The sequence below is a fragment of the Pseudomonas sp. DR48 genome (assembly GCF_019823085.1).
In the GTDB taxonomy this organism is placed as follows: domain Bacteria; phylum Pseudomonadota; class Gammaproteobacteria; order Pseudomonadales; family Pseudomonadaceae; genus Aquipseudomonas.
In genome coordinates this window covers 4,468,660-4,486,283 of sequence record NZ_CP081946.1, presented here as the reverse complement: position 1 = coordinate 4,486,283, position 17,624 = coordinate 4,468,660, and the positions used below count along the sequence as shown (strand labels likewise).

General features: G+C 54.4%; 16 protein-coding genes and 2 pseudogenes. 4 read left to right on the top strand and 14 right to left on the bottom strand.

Translation table 11 applies throughout. The features are described 5' to 3' along the window. Nucleotides 1–87 precede the first annotated feature (87 nt). The 9 genes from K5K95_RS20365 to K5K95_RS20325 form a co-directional block, all read right to left on the bottom strand. On the bottom strand, nucleotides 88–1,428 hold the full coding sequence (locus tag K5K95_RS20365; protein WP_222585787.1) for an OprD family porin: 1,341 nt from the start codon (nucleotides 1,426–1,428) through the stop codon (nucleotides 88–90). Nucleotides 1,429–1,539: 111 nt separating this feature from the next. After that, a complete protein-coding gene (locus K5K95_RS20360) occupies nucleotides 1,540–3,195 on the bottom strand; it encodes a cation acetate symporter (RefSeq protein WP_222585786.1) in 1,656 nt (551 codons plus the stop codon). Next, entirely contained in the window at nucleotides 3,192–3,554 is a 363-nt protein-coding gene (locus K5K95_RS20355) for a DUF485 domain-containing protein (RefSeq protein WP_222585785.1), read from the bottom strand. The genes K5K95_RS20360 and K5K95_RS20355 overlap by 4 nt, the downstream gene beginning before the upstream one ends. Nucleotides 3,555–3,585: 31 nt before the next feature. Next, nucleotides 3,586–4,806 carry an FAD binding domain-containing protein gene (locus K5K95_RS20350; protein ID WP_222585784.1) on the bottom strand — a complete coding sequence of 407 codons (1,221 nt, stop codon included), beginning with the start codon at nucleotides 4,804–4,806 and terminating at the stop codon, nucleotides 3,586–3,588. Further along, nucleotides 4,803–5,285, bottom strand: coding sequence for a VOC family protein (locus K5K95_RS20345; protein WP_222585783.1), 483 nt, complete (start codon nucleotides 5,283–5,285; stop codon nucleotides 4,803–4,805). The genes K5K95_RS20350 and K5K95_RS20345 overlap by 4 nt, the downstream gene beginning before the upstream one ends. 290 nt (nucleotides 5,286–5,575) lie before the next feature. Then, nucleotides 5,576–6,286, bottom strand: coding sequence for a TetR/AcrR family transcriptional regulator (locus K5K95_RS20340; protein ID WP_222585782.1), 711 nt, complete (start codon nucleotides 6,284–6,286; stop codon nucleotides 5,576–5,578). A 67-nt stretch (nucleotides 6,287–6,353) separates the two neighbouring features. Next, nucleotides 6,354–6,998 carry a DsbA family protein gene (locus tag K5K95_RS20335; RefSeq protein ID WP_222585781.1) on the bottom strand — a complete coding sequence of 215 codons (645 nt, stop codon included), beginning with the start codon at nucleotides 6,996–6,998 and terminating at the stop codon, nucleotides 6,354–6,356. A gap of 86 nt (nucleotides 6,999–7,084) precedes the next feature. Then, on the bottom strand, nucleotides 7,085–8,002 hold the full coding sequence (locus K5K95_RS20330; RefSeq protein ID WP_222585780.1) for a LysR family transcriptional regulator: 918 nt from the start codon (nucleotides 8,000–8,002) through the stop codon (nucleotides 7,085–7,087). A 46-nt stretch (nucleotides 8,003–8,048) separates the two neighbouring features. Next, nucleotides 8,049–9,248 carry an MFS transporter gene (locus tag K5K95_RS20325; RefSeq protein ID WP_222590382.1) on the bottom strand — a complete coding sequence of 400 codons (1,200 nt, stop codon included), beginning with the start codon at nucleotides 9,246–9,248 and terminating at the stop codon, nucleotides 8,049–8,051. 296 nt (nucleotides 9,249–9,544) lie between these two features. Here K5K95_RS20325 and K5K95_RS20320 point away from each other — a divergent pair, with 296 nt between their 5' ends. Further along, nucleotides 9,545–10,414 carry a GyrI-like domain-containing protein gene (locus K5K95_RS20320; protein ID WP_222585779.1) on the top strand — a complete coding sequence of 290 codons (870 nt, stop codon included), beginning with the start codon at nucleotides 9,545–9,547 and terminating at the stop codon, nucleotides 10,412–10,414. Nucleotides 10,415–11,057: 643 nt separating this feature from the next. Here the strand turns inward: K5K95_RS20320 and K5K95_RS20315 are convergent. Then, nucleotides 11,058–11,162 (bottom strand): annotated as a pseudogene (locus K5K95_RS20315) (AraC family transcriptional regulator); the annotation flags it as partial. 1 nt (nucleotide 11,163) lies between these two features. On the opposite strand from K5K95_RS20315, the pseudogene K5K95_RS20310 reads away from it, so the two are divergent. Beyond that, a pseudogene (locus K5K95_RS20310) lies at nucleotides 11,164–11,601 on the top strand (GTP-binding protein); the annotation flags it as partial. Nucleotides 11,602–11,902: 301 nt separating this feature from the next. After that, nucleotides 11,903–12,352 carry a hypothetical protein gene (locus K5K95_RS20305; protein ID WP_222585778.1) on the top strand — a complete coding sequence of 150 codons (450 nt, stop codon included), beginning with the start codon at nucleotides 11,903–11,905 and terminating at the stop codon, nucleotides 12,350–12,352. Nucleotides 12,353–12,737: 385 nt separating this feature from the next. On the opposite strand, the gene K5K95_RS20300 is transcribed toward K5K95_RS20305, so the two are convergent. The 3 genes from K5K95_RS20300 to gabT form a co-directional block, all read right to left on the bottom strand. After that, on the bottom strand, nucleotides 12,738–13,226 hold the full coding sequence (locus K5K95_RS20300; RefSeq protein WP_090182530.1) for an Lrp/AsnC family transcriptional regulator: 489 nt from the start codon (nucleotides 13,224–13,226) through the stop codon (nucleotides 12,738–12,740). A 45-nt stretch (nucleotides 13,227–13,271) separates the two neighbouring features. Then, a complete protein-coding gene (locus K5K95_RS20295; RefSeq protein WP_222585777.1) occupies nucleotides 13,272–13,928 on the bottom strand; it encodes a 2-haloalkanoic acid dehalogenase in 657 nt (218 codons plus the stop codon). Between the two features lie 91 nt (nucleotides 13,929–14,019). Beyond that, nucleotides 14,020–15,312: a 4-aminobutyrate--2-oxoglutarate transaminase gene (gene gabT, locus K5K95_RS20290; protein ID WP_222585776.1), complete on the bottom strand. Its 1,293-nt coding sequence runs from the start codon at nucleotides 15,310–15,312 to the stop codon at nucleotides 14,020–14,022. A gap of 273 nt (nucleotides 15,313–15,585) precedes the next feature. On the opposite strand from gabT, the gene K5K95_RS20285 reads away from it, so the two are divergent. Next, entirely contained in the window at nucleotides 15,586–16,512 is a 927-nt protein-coding gene (locus tag K5K95_RS20285) for a 2-hydroxyacid dehydrogenase (RefSeq protein WP_222585775.1), read from the top strand. Between the two features lie 155 nt (nucleotides 16,513–16,667). Here K5K95_RS20285 and K5K95_RS20280 read toward each other — a convergent pair whose 3' ends face one another. Next, entirely contained in the window at nucleotides 16,668–17,552 is an 885-nt protein-coding gene (locus K5K95_RS20280) for a LysR family transcriptional regulator (protein WP_222585774.1), read from the bottom strand. Nucleotides 17,553–17,624: the final 72 nt, after the last annotated feature.

Here is a 17,624-nt window from a genome sequence, read left to right as displayed (position 1 = left end):
GTTACAGCGGCCAGTCACACAAGACCGGACCATCGAATACATTTTTGATGCATGGATATCTGCTCTGAAGCGGAGTCGATCAAAAAACTAAAACAACGCCAGTTGGTAATTGATAATCACGCGGTTCTCGTCTTGCTGGCGGGCATTAGGAATATTGTTGCGCACCATTGCATTTTTCCACATCACGCCGACACCTTTTAAGGGGCCCGATTGCACGACATAGGCCAGCGTAATATCTCTTTCCCATTCACAGGAATTGCTGGAGGCAACAGTATTGATATCATCACCTTTGACATACACAACACCCGCTGTGGCTCCTGGCAAGCCCACTTTTGCAAAGTCATAAGAGTAACGAGCTTGCCATGACTTCTCACCGGCATGAACGAATTTCTGAACCTGCATCTCCGTGATGGTGTAGGTAGTTGGGCCGTCACCCTGGTTCAAATAGGGGAAGTCACTTTCACCATTGCTGACTTCATAGCCTGCACCAAAGGTGTGACCCTCAACGGCGTAGGTAAATAATCCACTCAACAGATTATTGTCGACCTTGCCTTTTAATGTAGTACCACCGTAATAACCCGTCGTAAAATACGCAGGGTCATGGCCGTTTGCGCCATCATCCTTGCTATTAAAGTATCGAAAGTCACTGGTCAGGACCCCAGGCCCGATTGCCCAGTTATGAATGAGACCAAGAAAATTTTGCTTATAAAAATCTTTCAGATTGCCGTAATAGTATTGCAAGGTTAAATCTTTAGTCAGTTTGTAATCGCCACCGGCGTAGATGAATTTATTACTGAAGCGGCCGGTGACGGGATTGTTCGCACCCGCGATGGACATGTTTTCATTGTTGCTGGAGTTTCGGCCCTTCACCTCATCAATTTGGCCTCCCACCAACGTCAGATCTTTGATATCTGTCGAAGTAACCTGGGTTCCTTGCCAGGTTTGCGGTAATAATCTTCCATCATTACTGAAGATCACCGGCAGTTTCGGGACCAAGGTTCCAAGCTTCAGCTCGGTCTTGGATATTTTTACTTTGCCGGTCAATCCCAGGTTGGAAAAATCGTCAACAGCATGGTTGCCGTCGCTTGGGAACACGATGCCACCGTAGTTTGCCCCTGTTGGGTTGCCATGCTTGCCAGTGCTGGAATCCAGCTTGACACCCAACATGCCCAACGCGTCAACACCGAAACCTACAGGCCCCGGGGTGTAACCCGAGATAAATTCGAGCTGAAAGGCTTGTCCCCACTCCGCTTGATAGCTCTGGTTAGCGGCTTTCTGAGCGGGTGTTGCCGAGTCTCGGTAATCGCTATTGATATAGAAGTTACGCAGTTTCAGCGCAGCTTTACTATCTTCGATAAAACCCGCCGCTTGGGCTTGCTGCGCCAATACACACAGGGCGGCTGCAACAGTCAAAGTACACTTCATCATTCCCACCTTATTATTGTTTTATAAACTATTCAGTGACTTTTCAGGCATAGGTATTCACATGGACTGCACTTTCATGCAGTCATTATTTAATGTGAACAGAAATAACCAGAATTAATCAGCCTTCAGTTGTGCCTTCCATGTTGCCGGCGTACCCAGCTCAGAATCGACCAGCTGATTTTCGAATCGATTGCGCTCACCGATGGCACTGACCGAGCGATCGGTAATAGAGAACCAAAAGATACCGACAAATGCCACGGCCATGGAAAACAAGGCCGGATATTCGTATGGGAACCAGGCTTGCGGATTATGGAGAATCTTGACCCAAACGGTTGGGCTGAGAATGCAAAGCGTAATGGCTGATACCAGCCCCAATGATCCGCCAATTACGGCGCCACGTGTCGTCAGGCCCTTCCAGTAGATCGACAATAACAGCACGGGGAAATTTGAACTTGCGGCGATGGAGAACGTTAAACTGACAATAAAGGCGATGTTCTGCTTTTCAAAAGCAATGGCCAATAGAATCGACAACACACCCAGCACGATGGTTGTCACGCGAGAGACGCGCATCTCTTCACGGTCGCTGGCGGTGCCCCGGCGCAAGGCATGTGCGTAGAGGTCATGTGAAACTGCAGACGAGCCTGCAAGGGTGAGCCCTGCCACTACCGCCAATATCGTCGAGAACGACACGGCACACATAAACCCCAAGAACACATTGCCGCCAACGTTGTGTGCGAGGTGAATCGCAACCATATTAACGCCGCCTAAGATGCCACCTGATGCATCGTGATAGTCGGGATTGCTGGCAACCAGGGCGATGGTGCCGAAGCCAATAATGACGATCAGGGCATAACCGATGCCGACCAGACCTGTGGCATAAAGGATACTTTGGCGCGCAGCCTTGACGTTACCGACAGTGAAAAACCGCATCAGGATGTGTGGAAGGCCTGCCGTGCCGAAGACTAATGCCAATCCTAGGGAAACTGCTGATACCGGGTCAGTAATCAGACCGCCTGGACTCATGATTGCACCATGGGAAGGATGCACCTGGGTCGCTTGAGTGAACAATTGGTTGAGACTGAATCCGAATTGGGACAGCACCATGAAAGCCATAAACACGCAACCGGTCAGCAGTAATACGGCCTTGATAATCTGAATCCAGGTGGTCGCTAACATCCCCCCAAAGAAAACATAAATCACCATTAACGTGCCCACTAGAAGCACCGCTGCGGTGTAATCGAAACCAAACAGCAACTCCACCAGTTTTCCGGCACCTACCAGTTGAGAAACCAGGTAAAGCAACACGATCACAATGGAACTGGAGGCCGAAAATGCTCGTATGGGTCGCTGTTTCAGCCGATAGGACAGTACGTCTGCCAGGGTATAGCGCCCCAGATTTCGCAATGGCTCTGCAATCAGAAACAGAATGATCGGCCAACTGGCAAGGAAGCCGATCGAGTAAATCAGACCATCAAATCCACTGGTGAAAACCAAGGCGGAGATACCCAGCAAAGATGCTGCGGACATATAGTCGCCCGCAATAGCCCACCCATTCTGAAAGCCCGTAATTTTTCCTCCGGCGGCATAGTGATCCGCGACGCTATTGTTTTTGCGTGCCGCCCACCGTGTGACGAACAGAGTAAAAATAACAAACGCCAAAAACAGGCCGATGGCAATAGGATTATGTTTTTGTACTGCGCCAGGGACATCGGCCGCGTATACCGTTACCGAAGCAAGCATGGCGGAGATTGCAATAAGTAGACGCTTCATTTGTTGAAGCTCCTGATAATTGTTTTTATTTTAGGGTCGTAGCAGGTGTTAGTGCGCCAGACATAGACAGCCACGAGGAGAGTCGTGAAAGCGAGCATTCCAAAACCGATTGGCACGCCCCACGTCATCGGCTGCCCTTCTGTGATAGGCGTACCCAGACGGGCAGGTATAAAGGCCAGGGAAAGAATAAAACCAAAATAGACGGTGAGCATAAGCGCCGTCATGCTCCACGAAAATAGTCGGCGTTGTTTTACCAAAGCTCGAAACTCTGGATTTACAAGAATCGGGTTTTGAATAGTGTCGTCAACCCGCTCAGCGGGCATGGTCGGGCCACCGTCTTGCGGATATGCATGTTCCATGGTGATCTCCTGCAAATGGCTTTTGGCTGAGTTAGAACTTCACGGGCACTGCAGTCTCACGCATCACGGCTTCCGGAGTCCGGTACAACTCCGCCATTTCGCGCTCTTCCGCGCTTTTCAGTTGCGCCTGCATATACGCGCCAAGATGCCTGGCATGTTGAACAATCGATGCACCGAAACGACAGCGTTGTTCGCTGTAGTCCGCTAATGCCTCTTCAACGGATGCATGTCGCTCCAGTGCCTCCACGATTGCCAAAGCGTCACCGGCGGCCTTGGTAACCCCCATCCCGCAATGAGGACGCGCCACAAATGCCGCGTCGCCGAGCAACGCGACACGTCCGAAATTCATCTTGGGAACTTCCAGATCGTAAATGGGCTGGAATAACGGCTGAGCAGCTTTCTTTACGACTTCGGCAAACTGCGGAGCCAGTAATGTCTCTGCGCATTTGTACATATTGTCGAGCACGTCACGGCGAATCAGCGCAGGAGGAATTCCACCTTCAAATTGTTTACCTCTTTCATCCCTCAGCAAATCCTTCAGTTCATCGTCGCCGCTGGTGCGATACCACACAAAGTTGTAACGGCGCTCGCCGACAAGAGTGCTGTTGGAATGCCCGGCAACTGGATACCCCAAGATCTGTTCATGCGGGGGCAAACAAAACGCGAATTTATCGAAAAGTGCGGAGTGGGCAGCATCGGACAAAGCACTTTCATCGACTAACCCGCGCCAGGCGATATAGCCGGCATATTGCAGGTGCACATCAGGTAAAAAATGTTGGCGAATCGTCGACCGAAACCCATCAGCCGCAATAATGACGTCTGCTTGATGAGTCGTCCCATCGGCCAATGTAACGCTGGCATGGGTTTCAGTACTTTCGACCGACACCACACTGCCACCGCAGCGATACAGTGAATCCGGGAATGCGCAGCGGAGCACTTGGTACATCTTCCCCCACGCGGTTAGCGTTTGTGGGAGTGCGTTCTCAAGTACGACATCGCCGTCCTGGGCCAAAGTGACGCGCGAAAGCACATCAATACCAACAGATGCGTCGAGGGGAATTCCTGCTGCGGCCATCGCTTCGAACAATTCAGGGTGTGTAACGATGCCCGCGCCTCGACCAGCGAGTTCATCCGGAACGCGTTCGAAGACCTCTACGTCCCAACCTTTGCGCAACAGCATGTTTGCTGCAAACAGGCCGCCCAGCGAGCCGCCGACGACAATGGCGCGAGGCTTGTTCAAGGAATTCATCATGGCTGCTCTCCCGCCGTTGCAGCGACATGGGAGGCGTAAGACCCCACCGCTTCAATCTCGGAGGCCGGGAAATTGAGTTCGATGGTGACACCCGACGGATCTTCGATGAACACCTGATGCAGGCCAAGACTCGGCACGGTGCGGTCGCGCCACGCAATCCCTTCGGCTTTGAAGACGTTCCAGAACCCGACCAGGCCGGTGACCAGAAAAGCAATGTGATCAACCGTTCCAGTGCCTGTCAGCGGGACTTCTTTATCGCCCAGGTATTTCTTCAGGCCTTCAGGATTGGAAGGATCAATCCCGATAATGTGGACCGTGCCGAAGTCCTTCTCATCTCCTCCCATGTACAACCAAACGCCAGGAAAATCGAATGGCGGCCGGTAGCCAGGCGTAAAACCGAGCACCCTTTCATAGAATCGAGTGGATTTTTCCAGGTCGAACGACCGGATCGAGTAATGAGCGAGCTTCACGACTTGCATGGTGCCTCCAACAGTTTTTTGTATTTATTTATCAGTTGATAAACAATACGACCTGAGGAAATTGAAGTAAATAGGTGAAGGCTCAAATTTTTGAGGGCAGGCTTGAGCCACGTCGTGGCGTCGCAAAAAGAGAAAAAGCTTCAGGCGTTAAGAAAGGGCTTTTCAGAGCGCAATGGCGCGCGTACGCCCCCCGTCACCCGCTCAGTTGAAAGCTGAAACAGGTGATGAGTGGTCGACAAAGAAGGGGGAAACAGTAGATCAGTAGGCAAGAAACAGGGAATCGAAACCGATCAATTCAGGCGAGGCGTCTTACCCAAATCGTTGTCGACTTGCTGCAATACGTGGGGACTGCCGTTAAGGAATGCATCGACCATTTGCTCGATCAGCGCATCAATGTCTTCAGTCACTGGAAGATCGTAAATCCATTTGCGCACACCGATATAGAAAATGCTGGCATGCAGACTCCAGATCAGTTCGAGCTCTTTTTCATTGATCGTTTCACCTGAGGCCGGTGCCAATCCATGAGCGTGGCGGATTTCTGCAATGACGGGAATGAAGACCCGCTCACGCAATTTAGCCAGATACCGATCATTGATACCTTCACGTGTCAGCCCGGCGAATACGAAGATACGAATCCACTCTCGGCGCAGAATCACACGAGCGTATGAGGTGTAGAAATGCACCAGGCGAGACTGGAGGGGTTCGCAGCGATCTTTGATAATCGCCTCCCACGAGGAATCCCACTGATAGACCTCGTCGTACACGCGGTCTATCAGCGCCTCTTTACTGGGAAAATATCGATAGAGTAACGGTTGGGTAATGTCCAGTTGTCGCGCCAGCTCACGGGTACTGCCCGAGAATCCGCACGTCGCAAAATGCTCAATGGCTTTCTGCACGATTTGCTTTTCCCTGACCTCAGGCGAAAGGCGTCGAGTCGTCGATTTGACGGGGTCTGCTGATTTCCCCGACTCGTTCTCGTCTCTATTTTTTGAGTCTTGCATAACGCCTCACTGAAGCTTCATTAAGGCATCATACAAAACAAAAGAACGCACTGGCTATGAACCACACCTATTTGGCCAGACGGCCTTCAATATCCTCCTTGAACAAGGCGGGTCGGCTTAAATAATGCCCCATGGCCAACACTTCCATTTGGCCATCGATCTCCAGCGCAAATGCTGGAAAGCCGCGTGCATTCAGAGCTTCAAGCATCTCGTTGCTGCGGTCGATGTGGTCCTGCAAGGAGTCTGCAGTGATCGCATCAAAAGTTGCCATAAACGCATCGGGTTCAAACCCAAGCTCACTGGCAATGTCGGCGATTACTCCTCGATCAGCGATAGCCCGCCCCTCTTGGTAGTAAGCAGTTTGCAGGCGCTTGAGCATTTCGATGCCACCACCTGACAGCTGTTGAGCGGTCAACATCGCTGCAATAGGTGGTGACGAGTCCAGCTGGACGTTTTCATGGTCCAGTACGCCTTGAACATAGGCATCTGCGAAGGTTTGTTTGCTGAATGCAGTAATCCGAGCTTCGTGAGGACGAACAAAATCGCGCCAATCACTCGACATCAACTTGCTGTTGTCCCCCGAAAGCATGCCGACACCATGGGCCTGAATTTCCAGACCAGGAATAGCGGCGGCCGCCGTAATCATCGGTGCCGCGCCATAGCACCAGCCACAGAACGGGTCGTAGACGTAATGCAGTGTCGCTGTGTTCATTCAAGTCTCCGGGATCTGCCTTGCCTACACGGGCAAAGGGCTTCGTTATGTGGAGGATCAAACGTTCGAAAACAGGAATGAGGAGATCAGCTCTGCGCCAAGCCTTCAGGCCCCATCAATTCGCTGATGAAATCGATAAACGCATTGACGCGTTTGGAGCCACGATGATTGGGAAGATAGAGCGCGGAAATGGCCGAACTTGCATCGTTCGGATTGATAACGAAAGACTCGAACAATGAAGTCAAATCACCGCTCCCGATATCGTCGTTGACGAGCCAGTCAGGTAAAAGAGCCACCCCACCACCCGCCAGCACAATCTCACGTAAAACCTCGGCATTGTTGCTTTTGAAGCGGCCCTCAATCGGTACTCGAGTCTCCTCACCTTCCTTCAGGAAAGTCCAAACCTGTTGCTTTGGGCCATAACTGAAACGCAGGCACTCGTGCTGCATGAGGTCCAAGGGATGTTCAGGGACACCATGTGCATTCAGGTACTCAGCACTGACGACCGCCCTGCGCCTGAAATGACCGACGGGACGACTGACGACACCATCCATTGCCGCCGCCGATCCCAATCGGATCGCCAGGTCGACGCGCTCACCCAGTAATTCAACGATGTCATCAGAGAGCGTCATGTCCAACACGAGTTGCGGGTATCGCTTCAAAAGCGAGGCGATGTGAGGGGCAATCAGGCGGCGTCCAAACGCCACGGGTACGGAAATACGAAGGTGACCTGCGGGGAGATCCCCACGGTCAGTGACCGAGGCATCCGCCTCGGCCACAGCATTGAGCACCTCCCGGGCTTTCAAATAATAGGCGGCCCCAGCGTCCGACAATGAGATTTGACGGGTGGAACGGTTGAGCAGGACAGCGCCCAACTCAGCCTCCAGCCCATCGATCATCCTGGTCACCGAAGACGTCGCCAGGCCTAGCTGTCGAGCGGCAGAAGAAAAGCCCTTCGAATCCACAGCCTGGACGAACATCTTCAATGCGAGCAGCTTGTCCATGACACCCCCTGACTCATCCGTTGTTCATCTTAATCATTGCGCCAATTCAGGTCCGACGAGAAACCACCGAGAAGACGATTAGAGTAACCAGTGACAATGCACTTCCCACCGCAGCAATCGCCAACCAGCCGGCATGTTCATAAAGCGAACTGGCCACCGAAGAACCGATCGCACCGCCAATAAAGATACTGATCATGTACAACGCATTCAGACGGCCTCTGTTGGCAGTGCCCAAGGCGTAGACGGCTCGCTGACCCAGCACCATGTTCATCTGCACTGCAAAATCCAGCGCTATCCCGGTGACTGCCAACCCGATCACACCGTAAAAGGGATTGATGAAGGCCGGGAGGAAACTCAATACACCCAGCACCATGGCCAGCTGCGACGCTCTTCGAGTATGGCCTGCATCAGCGAGTCGACCACTGATAGGTGCGGCAACTGCACCGATGGCGCCGACCAGAGAGAAAATCGCAATCTGACTTTGCGTGAGGCCGAACTCACGACTCAATATCAACGGCACAGCAGTCCAGAACAAACTGAACGCCGCAAACATCAGCCCTTGATAGAGCGCACGCTGACGCAGCACGGGCTCGCGGCAAAACAGTTGTCCCAGGGACATCAGCAATTGACCGTACGACGCTCGATGAGTCGGTTGCCATTTGGGCATGGTCATGCCAATCACGATGGAGATAACGAGCATCAAGGCGGCGGCCCCGATAAACACTGCGCGCCAGCCCAAATGATCGGCAACCAGACTCGACAGCGGCCGAGCAAGCAGAATGCCCAGCAGCAAGCCCCCCATAATTCCGCCAACCACCCGACCGCGAGACTCTTCCGGTGCCAGATGTGCCGCCAACGGAATAAGCATCTGCACGGAGACTGAACTGAAACCGATGAGTGCCGACACCACTAGAAATACACTCGGCTGCTTCGACAAACCGGCGGCGACCAGGCTGAAGATCGTAATCACGATTGTCGCGATCATCAGCCGACGGTTTTCTACCAGATCCGCCAAAGGCACCAGGAAAAACAAACCGAGCGCATAACCAATCTGAGTCAGCGAAACGATGAAACTCGCGCTTCCACTCGACATGCCGATATCCGGGGCAATCAAGCTAATGATCGGTTGCGCGTAATAGATGTTGGCCACGATGGCACCACAACAAAAGGCAAACAGAAGCACCAGCCCCTTTGTCATTGATGCTTTTTGTATCGTCGCTGCTGTATCACTTGTAGTAAGGCCCATGCCATAGACTCCTGAGGTTCGACAGCGGTGACTCTCCAGTGGAAGGTCAACCGCATTCATGTTTTTCAGGACAACAACATAGGCGGCAGTGCACCTCGGGAGAATATGGAGAGGACGCAACGTCGTGTTGCGTCTTGCGCAAGAGATACTTGGGGTCAGTCAATACGTATCAAACCCGCCTGTGCGCGCCCGGAAGAGAGCGCATTGGCCAACGTGCCTTGAGCAAGCGCGGCTAGGCGCGTTCGCGCCGCTATAGTCGATGCTATGAGCGATCGTACTTCCAGGAGCTTTTCCCAGTGTCTGACATGCCGAGCAATTTCGCTTACACAAAACGCTTCAACGCCGTACTCACCTACATTGACGCCAATCTCGAAGGTGACCTGTCGGTGAAGACGTTGAGCCATGTGGCGAACTTTTCGGCGTTTCACTTCCATCGACAGTTCACAGCATTCGTTGGAGTGCCTGTCTCACGTTATGTGCAACTGATGCGACTACGTCGCGCGGCACATCGCTTGGCCGCCCTCACTGATTACTCGGTACTGGACGCCGCACTCAGTGCCGGCTTTGAAAGTCCCGAGGCATTTTGCAGGGCGTTCAGGCGCGCGTTCGGTACGACGCCGAGTGCGTTCAGGAAGGAACCGAACTGGCAGGTCTGGAATGCGGTATTCGCAATCCCTCACTTTTCCAGGACTATCATCATGCAAGTAAGAATCGTAGATTTCCCTGAGGTCAAGGTAGCAGCGCTCGAGCACTGTGGACCACCCGGGTTCGTCAATGAGAGCGTGCGCAAGTTCATTGAGTGGCGTATGCAGAGCGGACAGTCACCGGTGGCATCGAGTCGCACCTTTGGCATCCCCTATAGCAATCCCGATACGACTCCTCCGAAAGAATTCCGCTTCGCAATCTGCGGCGAGATTCACGAAGCCGTGAAGCCAAATGAGCTCGGCGTGCACGAGATCGTCATTCCTGCCGGTCGCTGCGTCGTCGTGCGACACACGGGGTCACCGGATCACATCGGCGAAACGATCTATCCGATTTACCGCGATTGGCTTCCTGCCAGTGGAGAAGAACTTCGCGACCATCCCCTGTTCTTCGATTACCTGAGCGTCTATCCCGAGACACCGCAGGATCAATGGCAAACAGATGTGTATGTTCCGCTGCAATAGCGGCGCCAGCAGCTTTCGACCCTGAGCTGAGGTTGACCAGTCCCAGTTCAGGGCCGGTTGCCTCTGCGACTATCTGGAAGAGATCAAGGGCCTATGTTGAGCGGCTCTCATTACGATTATGTTGTTTTTTAACGCCACTCCCAGTCTTTCGCTCGTATTGATGATGAAAAAACCAGACGAGCAAAAGTAGGACTGCCAAACCGAAAACGAACAGCAGCAGCTCTATTGCGGGACCTTCGTGTGAAAACATTTTTCGTTCCTCATCCTGAAGTAGCGTGACCCGAAATCGGCCACTACGAAATTATTCGTAATAATTCAAACATTTTCAGGGTAGTCGCCAACGCTGGAGGTGACAACCCCAAATGCCTCAAAACCATTGATCTAGACACGTCACTCGTCGAAAAGCACTTCATGGGTTTCAAGGAGAAGCAGCTCGGCGTTCTACTCGAGGAGGGGGTAATGACCACTGTTAAATCACTGATAGACAGGCAGCTCGACGACATCACTTCGAAAATCGCTGGGTGAGCTAGCCGGAACTAGCGCTTGCCAACATCGGCCGAGCCTCTGCAGGTTGTACGTTTAACTGTCACGCAGCTGCTGATCGCCGATGCTTTTGGCTCGGGAAGATTGCGAGCGGCCGTGCTCAACTCCGGCGCAAGAGTGTATGAGGAGCCACACCAAAAGCTTTGCGAAAAGCATGGCTGTAATGGGAAAAATCGGAGAATCCAAAATCCAGTGCAGCTTGGGATTCGTGGGTGTATCAGGAGCGGGCGCCATTCCATCCGCAACGTCTGCTGGAGTTCCTGCAGCGGCCTTGGCAAAACGGGCGACTACTGCGTTGCAAAGGGTACTACTGGGTTGCCAGTCGGCACCTGGACATTGGCATGCTGGTGCAAAGTGGTGGGCAATTTCGTTGGGACTACGTCGGGCGCTGGTGGACATTCATCCCCCAATCGCAATGGCCCTTGGACGACTATCGCCGGCAAGGAGTCCTGGCCAAATGGGACGACATCACCGGGGATTGCCGACAGGAAATCGTCCTCATCGGCCAGGGTATCGACCTGGATATTTTGAAGCAGCAACTGGATGCCTGCCTGCTGACCCCGCAAGAGATCATGGAAGGTCCACAGACGTGGCCAACCTTGCCAGGCGCAACAGCCTTTGACCTCAAGGCATTGTCGCCCTGACCGCTCGGCAGCCTGATCAATGCACCCACTTTAACGAGGCCAGGCAAGCCTCGTTATGACCTTTAACTTCAGTTTCACGGACTGAGAGGCGCGGTATGTTGTTCTTCATCTGTGAACTGTAGAAGGCAAAAAGCCCAACTCAGAGTCAGGCTTTGCTCGCGGAAAAACCGCAAAGTACTGATATCCACAGTTGGCCCCCGGTCCTGCCAACTCCCCCTCGATGTAATATCATCTCGCCTGCATCCTGCGCCAACGAAGCGCCAACGGAGCCACACGCCGCTTTCAAGAAAAGGAGTTTTAATTGAAAAGACTATTTATCTTCGCTCTTACATCTGCACTGTCCCTTTGCGCTCAAGCCAACCAATGGCGACAATTCACATCCACTATGTACGTTCTCGACCCCGTGGAGAACCAACAAGTAGTTGCTATGGCAAGCCTGTTCGAAGGAGAAGAAATCGTCATGAACCTGGTGGATATGTCGGGTTCGTTTTGTAAAGAAGGCCAAAACAGTGCAGTTAGGCCAGCTGGCCCTTACAAGGTGAATGGCACGAACGTGAAGTTCGTCCAGGCCTGCATTAACGGAAAAAGAATCCTGTCGCCGGAAACCGTTAAAGGAAAAGCATTCTTGGCGAAGGCAATCACTGCCGGCCCAGCAACCGTAGAGATCGAGGGAAGCACTCTCCTTCATTTCTCTAGCGAAGATTTTCAGTCAGCCAAGAAGGCAATGGTTGATACAAATTCGGCACTCTGACCGACCGGAATACCTGGATGGCGCACAGCGGACTTAAGCTGCGGCGCCTTCTTCTCTCCCCAGTAAATGTTCAATCTGCCTCTCGGGCCGCCGGGTTATCCGGGCACAGCCCGAGCGGGACCACGAGGAAATCGTCTAGTCCGAAGCAATTCCGGACCTGAATATCAGCGAAATCACCGGGTAGTTTTGCGCCAGTTTTGCGCGGGTTTGCGCAGGCACAAAAAAGCCGATCTGACTGATCGGCTTAAATGTCTGATATTACTCAGATCGCCAGCATCAAGGTGGGCCAGCGGTCCTGCAGTCTCTCGAACAATGCGAACAGGAGCAGCCCGAGTGTCAGCATCAGGAACATCAGTGACGGCGGGTGGATCGAGAATGAAGTCTGTCAGTGACGCAGCAATTTGCGCAATGGCACGCCGTCCTTGAGCACCGGTGATTTGATGACGATGTAACTGAAGTACTTGGAAATGCCGATGTTCTTGTCCAGCAGGCTTTCGATGACTTCCTGGTAGTGCTGGATGCTGCGGGTCATGAAGCGCACCAGGTAATCGTAGCCACCGCTGATCAAATGGCATTCAAGCACTTCATCCACCTGGCGGATGTTGGACTCGAACTTGGCGAAATCTTCGCGCTTGTGGTCGCTCAAGGTGATCTCGGTGAAGACCGTGACCGAGTCAGTGATCTTCGCCAGGTTCAGGTGCGCCTTGTAGCTGGAAATATATCCCGCCGACTCCAGTCGCTTGACCCGTTGCAGGCAGGGACTGGCCGACAAACCCACGGCATCGGCCAGGCTGACGTTGGTCATGCGGCCGTCTTTTTGCAGCTCAACCAAAATGCTGATGTCGATCCGGTCCAGTTTCACTAAACCTTCCATTGCGTACCTCATGACTGCCGTTTGTAGGACAATCTTCTAGCAAAATCAGCGCCGTAAAGACAGCTGATGCTGAGCCACCAGATCCGCCATGCTGTTGATGCAGTAATCCGCCGCGCAAGGGGATGGCTTATTTTCACGTGCACGACTGATCAGGCATACATTGGCGGCCAACCGCCGACCGGCAGAGGGCCGCGTCACTTGCAGGATATCTCCGGCTTCAAGTCCGTTGGCTTTTAACCAATCCTGATCCTGCAATGGATCGCTGGCCAGTGAAATGAAATCGTCGGGCATAATCCCCAGCCGCTCACAGAGCAGCGCTCGATCTTCAACATCCCGATCGCCTTGCACCAGCAGGCGATAGAACTTGCGCAGGTACAGCATCGCCCCCGGCGCATCCTCGAACAGCGACCAATTGGCGACCGAACGGGCAAAGCTCATACCCTCCTCCCAGCTGGCTTTGAGCCCCCAGCATTCAGCCAACTGACGATGGGCGAAACACAGCAGACCACTAAAACCCAGCTCACCGAAGCGCGGATACAGTGCGCGCAACACCTCGCTGTATTCGGCCAGTACCTGTTCCTTGTCCGGGTGTCCGCCCCGGCTGTCGAGCAAGGGTTGCAATGCCGCCCAGACTCCCGAGTCGCGATCGACCAGAACCTCGTCGCAATGAATGAGCAGCGCTCGATATTCAGTCAGCCCCATGATGTGCAAAGCCTCCGATGATGCATTTCATCCATGCTCCATAAACGCGCACGGGCGATGCCTTGCGGCACCGCCTCGAGCGGGCACGAACTCATTTCAAGACGCGTGCCAATGCGGCTTCCAGAATCTGCAAGGCTTCGTCGACCTGTTCATCTGTTGTCACCAACGGCGCGAGGAAGCGCAGCACGTTGCGGTGGACACCGCATTTGATCACCAGTAAGCCGCCGGCCCGGGCTTCATCGATCAGCCGCTGATTCAAGTCGGCGTCTGGTGTGCGAGCCTCGTCATCCTTGATCAGCTCGAGCGCCAACATGAAACCGGTGCCGCGTACGTCGCCGATTTGCCAGTGACGAGCCTGCAAACGCAACAGCCCTTGGCGCAAACGCTCGGCCAGTACTTCGCTCCGGGCAAGCAATTGTTCTTGCTCGTAGGCTTCGATCACCGCCAGTGCCGCAGCGCAGGACAGCGCGTTACCGCCGTAGGTGCCGCCCAGGCCGCCTGGCAGCGGGGCGTCCATGATCGCTGCCTTGCCGACCACACCCGACAGCGGCAATCCACCCGCCAGACTCTTGGCGACCGTCACCAGATCCGGCTGGATCCCGGCATGCTGGAAACCGAACCATTTGCCGGTACGGCCGAAACCGGTCTGGATTTCATCGAGGATCAACACAATGCCGTGCTTTTCAGTCAGAGCACGCAGAGCCTGGAGAAACTCCGCCGGCGCCGCGAGGAAACCGCCATCGCCCTGCACCGGTTCGATAATGATGGCCGCGACCCGCTCCGGCGCCACCTGAGTGGCGAACAACTCGTCGAGAGCCTTGAGCGCCATGTCGCTGTCGACACCGCGATAGGCATTCGGGTACGGGGTGTGGAACACCTCCGGCGCGAACGGCCCGAAGTTCTGCTTGTAAGGCTGGCTCATGCCGGTCAGCGTAGTGCCAAGCAAGGTGCGACCGTGGAAGCCGCCGCGAAAGGCGATAACGGCCGAACGGTTGGTGTGGGCGCGGGCGATCTTGATCGCGTTTTCCACGGCTTCGGCGCCTGAGGTGAAGAACGCTGCTTTATACGCGTCCTGACCGCCTATCATTTCGCACAGGCGTTGAGCCAGGTCGAGGTAAGGCTTATAGGCAACCACCTGGAAACAGGCGTGGGAAACCTTTTGCAATTGTGCCTGCACGGCCGCAACCACTTTTGGGTGATTGTGGCCGATGTTTAGCACGCCAATACCGCCGACGAAGTCCAGGTAGCGCTTGCCGTCCACATCCCACAATTCGGCACCTTGGGCGCGATCGATCACCAATGGGTGAGCGGTAATCAGGCCACGTGGCACGAATTGATCGCGCTGACGGAGCAAATGAGGGGTTTCGTCGACTTTGCTATTCATGGCATATCCCATCGTGAGTCCGGCAACCGGGAGGTGGTTGCGATGGTGTTCAGGTTAAGCCTTGCGCGAAACGATCTACGCCGAACTTGGCCCCTGAGAAATTCGGATCAACTGTTTTCACCCTGCCAAACGGCAGATTCCTTCAGCAGGCCGAATCTGCCGGAGCATCGCCAATAAAACCTCGTGCAACCCGTTTAACCCGGTGCTTTCGACAGATCCTGCGCTGGTCTTGCGCGAGGATGGAGAGCACCTTCACCCTTTCAGGAAATGCCCATGGCCCTGCTTTACAAAGCTGACCCTGTACGCGGCGAGCAGTGGAAAGCGCTGTTCGCCGAGCACGCCCCGGATATCGAATGGCGCGCCTGGCCAGACATCGGCGACCCCACGGACATCGAGTATCTGGCCGCCTGGCAGGCGCCCGACGATTTTGAGGCGTTGCTGCCCAATCTTAAAGTGCTGTTCGCCCTGTCCGCCGGGGTCGATCAACTGGACCTCGCACGCTTGCCCATCAGTTTGCCGCTGGTGCGCCTACTGGATCCGGGCATCACCCGGGGCATGTGCGAGTACGCCTGTTTCGCTGTGTTGAGCCTGCATCGGGACATGCTCCGTTATCGCCAGCAACAAATGGCTCGCTGCTGGCAGGCGCACTTGCTGCAACCGGCGAACAAGCGTCGGATCGGGATCATGGGCCTCGGCACCCAGGCCCAGCAGATTCTGGCGGCGTTACGCCCCTTGGGGTTTGCATTGTCAGGTTGGGCCCGCAGTGTCCATCGGATTCCTGATGTGGATTGCTATGCCGGCAACGAGCAACTGCCTGCGTTCCTGAGCCAGTGCGACATTTTATTGTGCGTGCTGCCGCTGACCGAACAGACCCAGGGCATTCTCGATGACAAACTGTTTCGCCAACTGCCCCATGGCGCGGCGCTGATCAACATGGGCCGTGGCGGGCATCTGGTGGAAAGTGATCTGCTGGCGGCCCTGGACACCGGGCAACTCAGCGGCGCGGTCATCGACGTACTGCAGCAAGAGCCGGCACCGGCGGATCATCCATTCTGGCACCATCCAAAGATTCTGCTGACCCCGCACATCGCGGCCATGACCCAGCCGGAAAGTGCGTTCAGGGTGTTGCTGGAGAATATTCGGCGACATCAACGTGGAGAGCCGATGGAGGGTGAGATCGACCGCACGCTGGGTTACTGAATACAGCGCAAATCCACTGTGGGAGCAGGCATGCTCAAGTCCACGGTGGATCAGCGGCGTGGATCAAAGTCGCTCGGCAATTGCTCCGCCCACCTTCTGTGTTGAGCCCTTCCCGCCCACGTCCGGCGTGATTGGCACCTCGGCGATCACCCCGATCATGCTTTCAACGCAGCTTCCAGAAATGCCACTAACGCCTGTACACGCGGACTGCGAAGTTTGCGTGAGGGGACCAACAGGTTGATCGGAGCGCTGTCGAATTGCCAATCCGCCATCACCCGTATCAGGCTGCCGCTGGCAATAGCGTCACTTACGTCCCATTGCGAACGTAAAACCAACCCCAAGCCTTGCTCGGCCCAACGCCGAGCTACGCTTCCGTCGTTGCTCAACAACATGGGTTCGATGCGCAGCGTTTTCCGCTCCGATCCCTTACGCATATGCCACAGCGTGACATCTTCATCATTTTCACGAATGCAAATGTAACGATGCTCGGTGAGTTGGTCCGGCGACGACGGCACACCGTGATGCTCTAGATAGGCCGGACTGGCGCATAACCATCGGTTGTTTTGCGTGAGAGGCTTGGCGATCCACAGGCTGTCATTGAGGTGACCGATGTGAATCACAGCATCGCTGTCGTGACGATCTGGCCATGGCGTTTCGCGCAAATCCAGGTGCAGGCACAGTTGTGGGTGCAACTTGGCAAAACGAGCCAGCAGCGGCGCAATGCGTTGTCGACCATAGCCGAACGGCACCGCTAACCTGAGTGTGCCAACTAGCCGCTCGTCTTGCTGCTTGAAAGATTCCGGAAGCGCCTCCAACTGTTCCAGCAAGAGCGCGCTTTCTCGGGAAAATCGCTCGCCATCGGCGGTGAGACTCAGGCGTCGGGCATCGCGATTAGCCAGGGTCAGACCGAGCAGCGTCTCCAGCTTACGCAGACGCATGGACAACGCCGGTGGTGAGACATTCAGAATTCTGGCAGCAGCGCTTAAAGACTCGGAGCGCGCCAGCGTTACAGCCAGACGTAGGTCTTCGACGGAGATCATTCAATTTTACTTAATGATTGATGACTATCCATTGAACCATAACTTAATGACAGCTGAGTAGAGTGGCCCCTG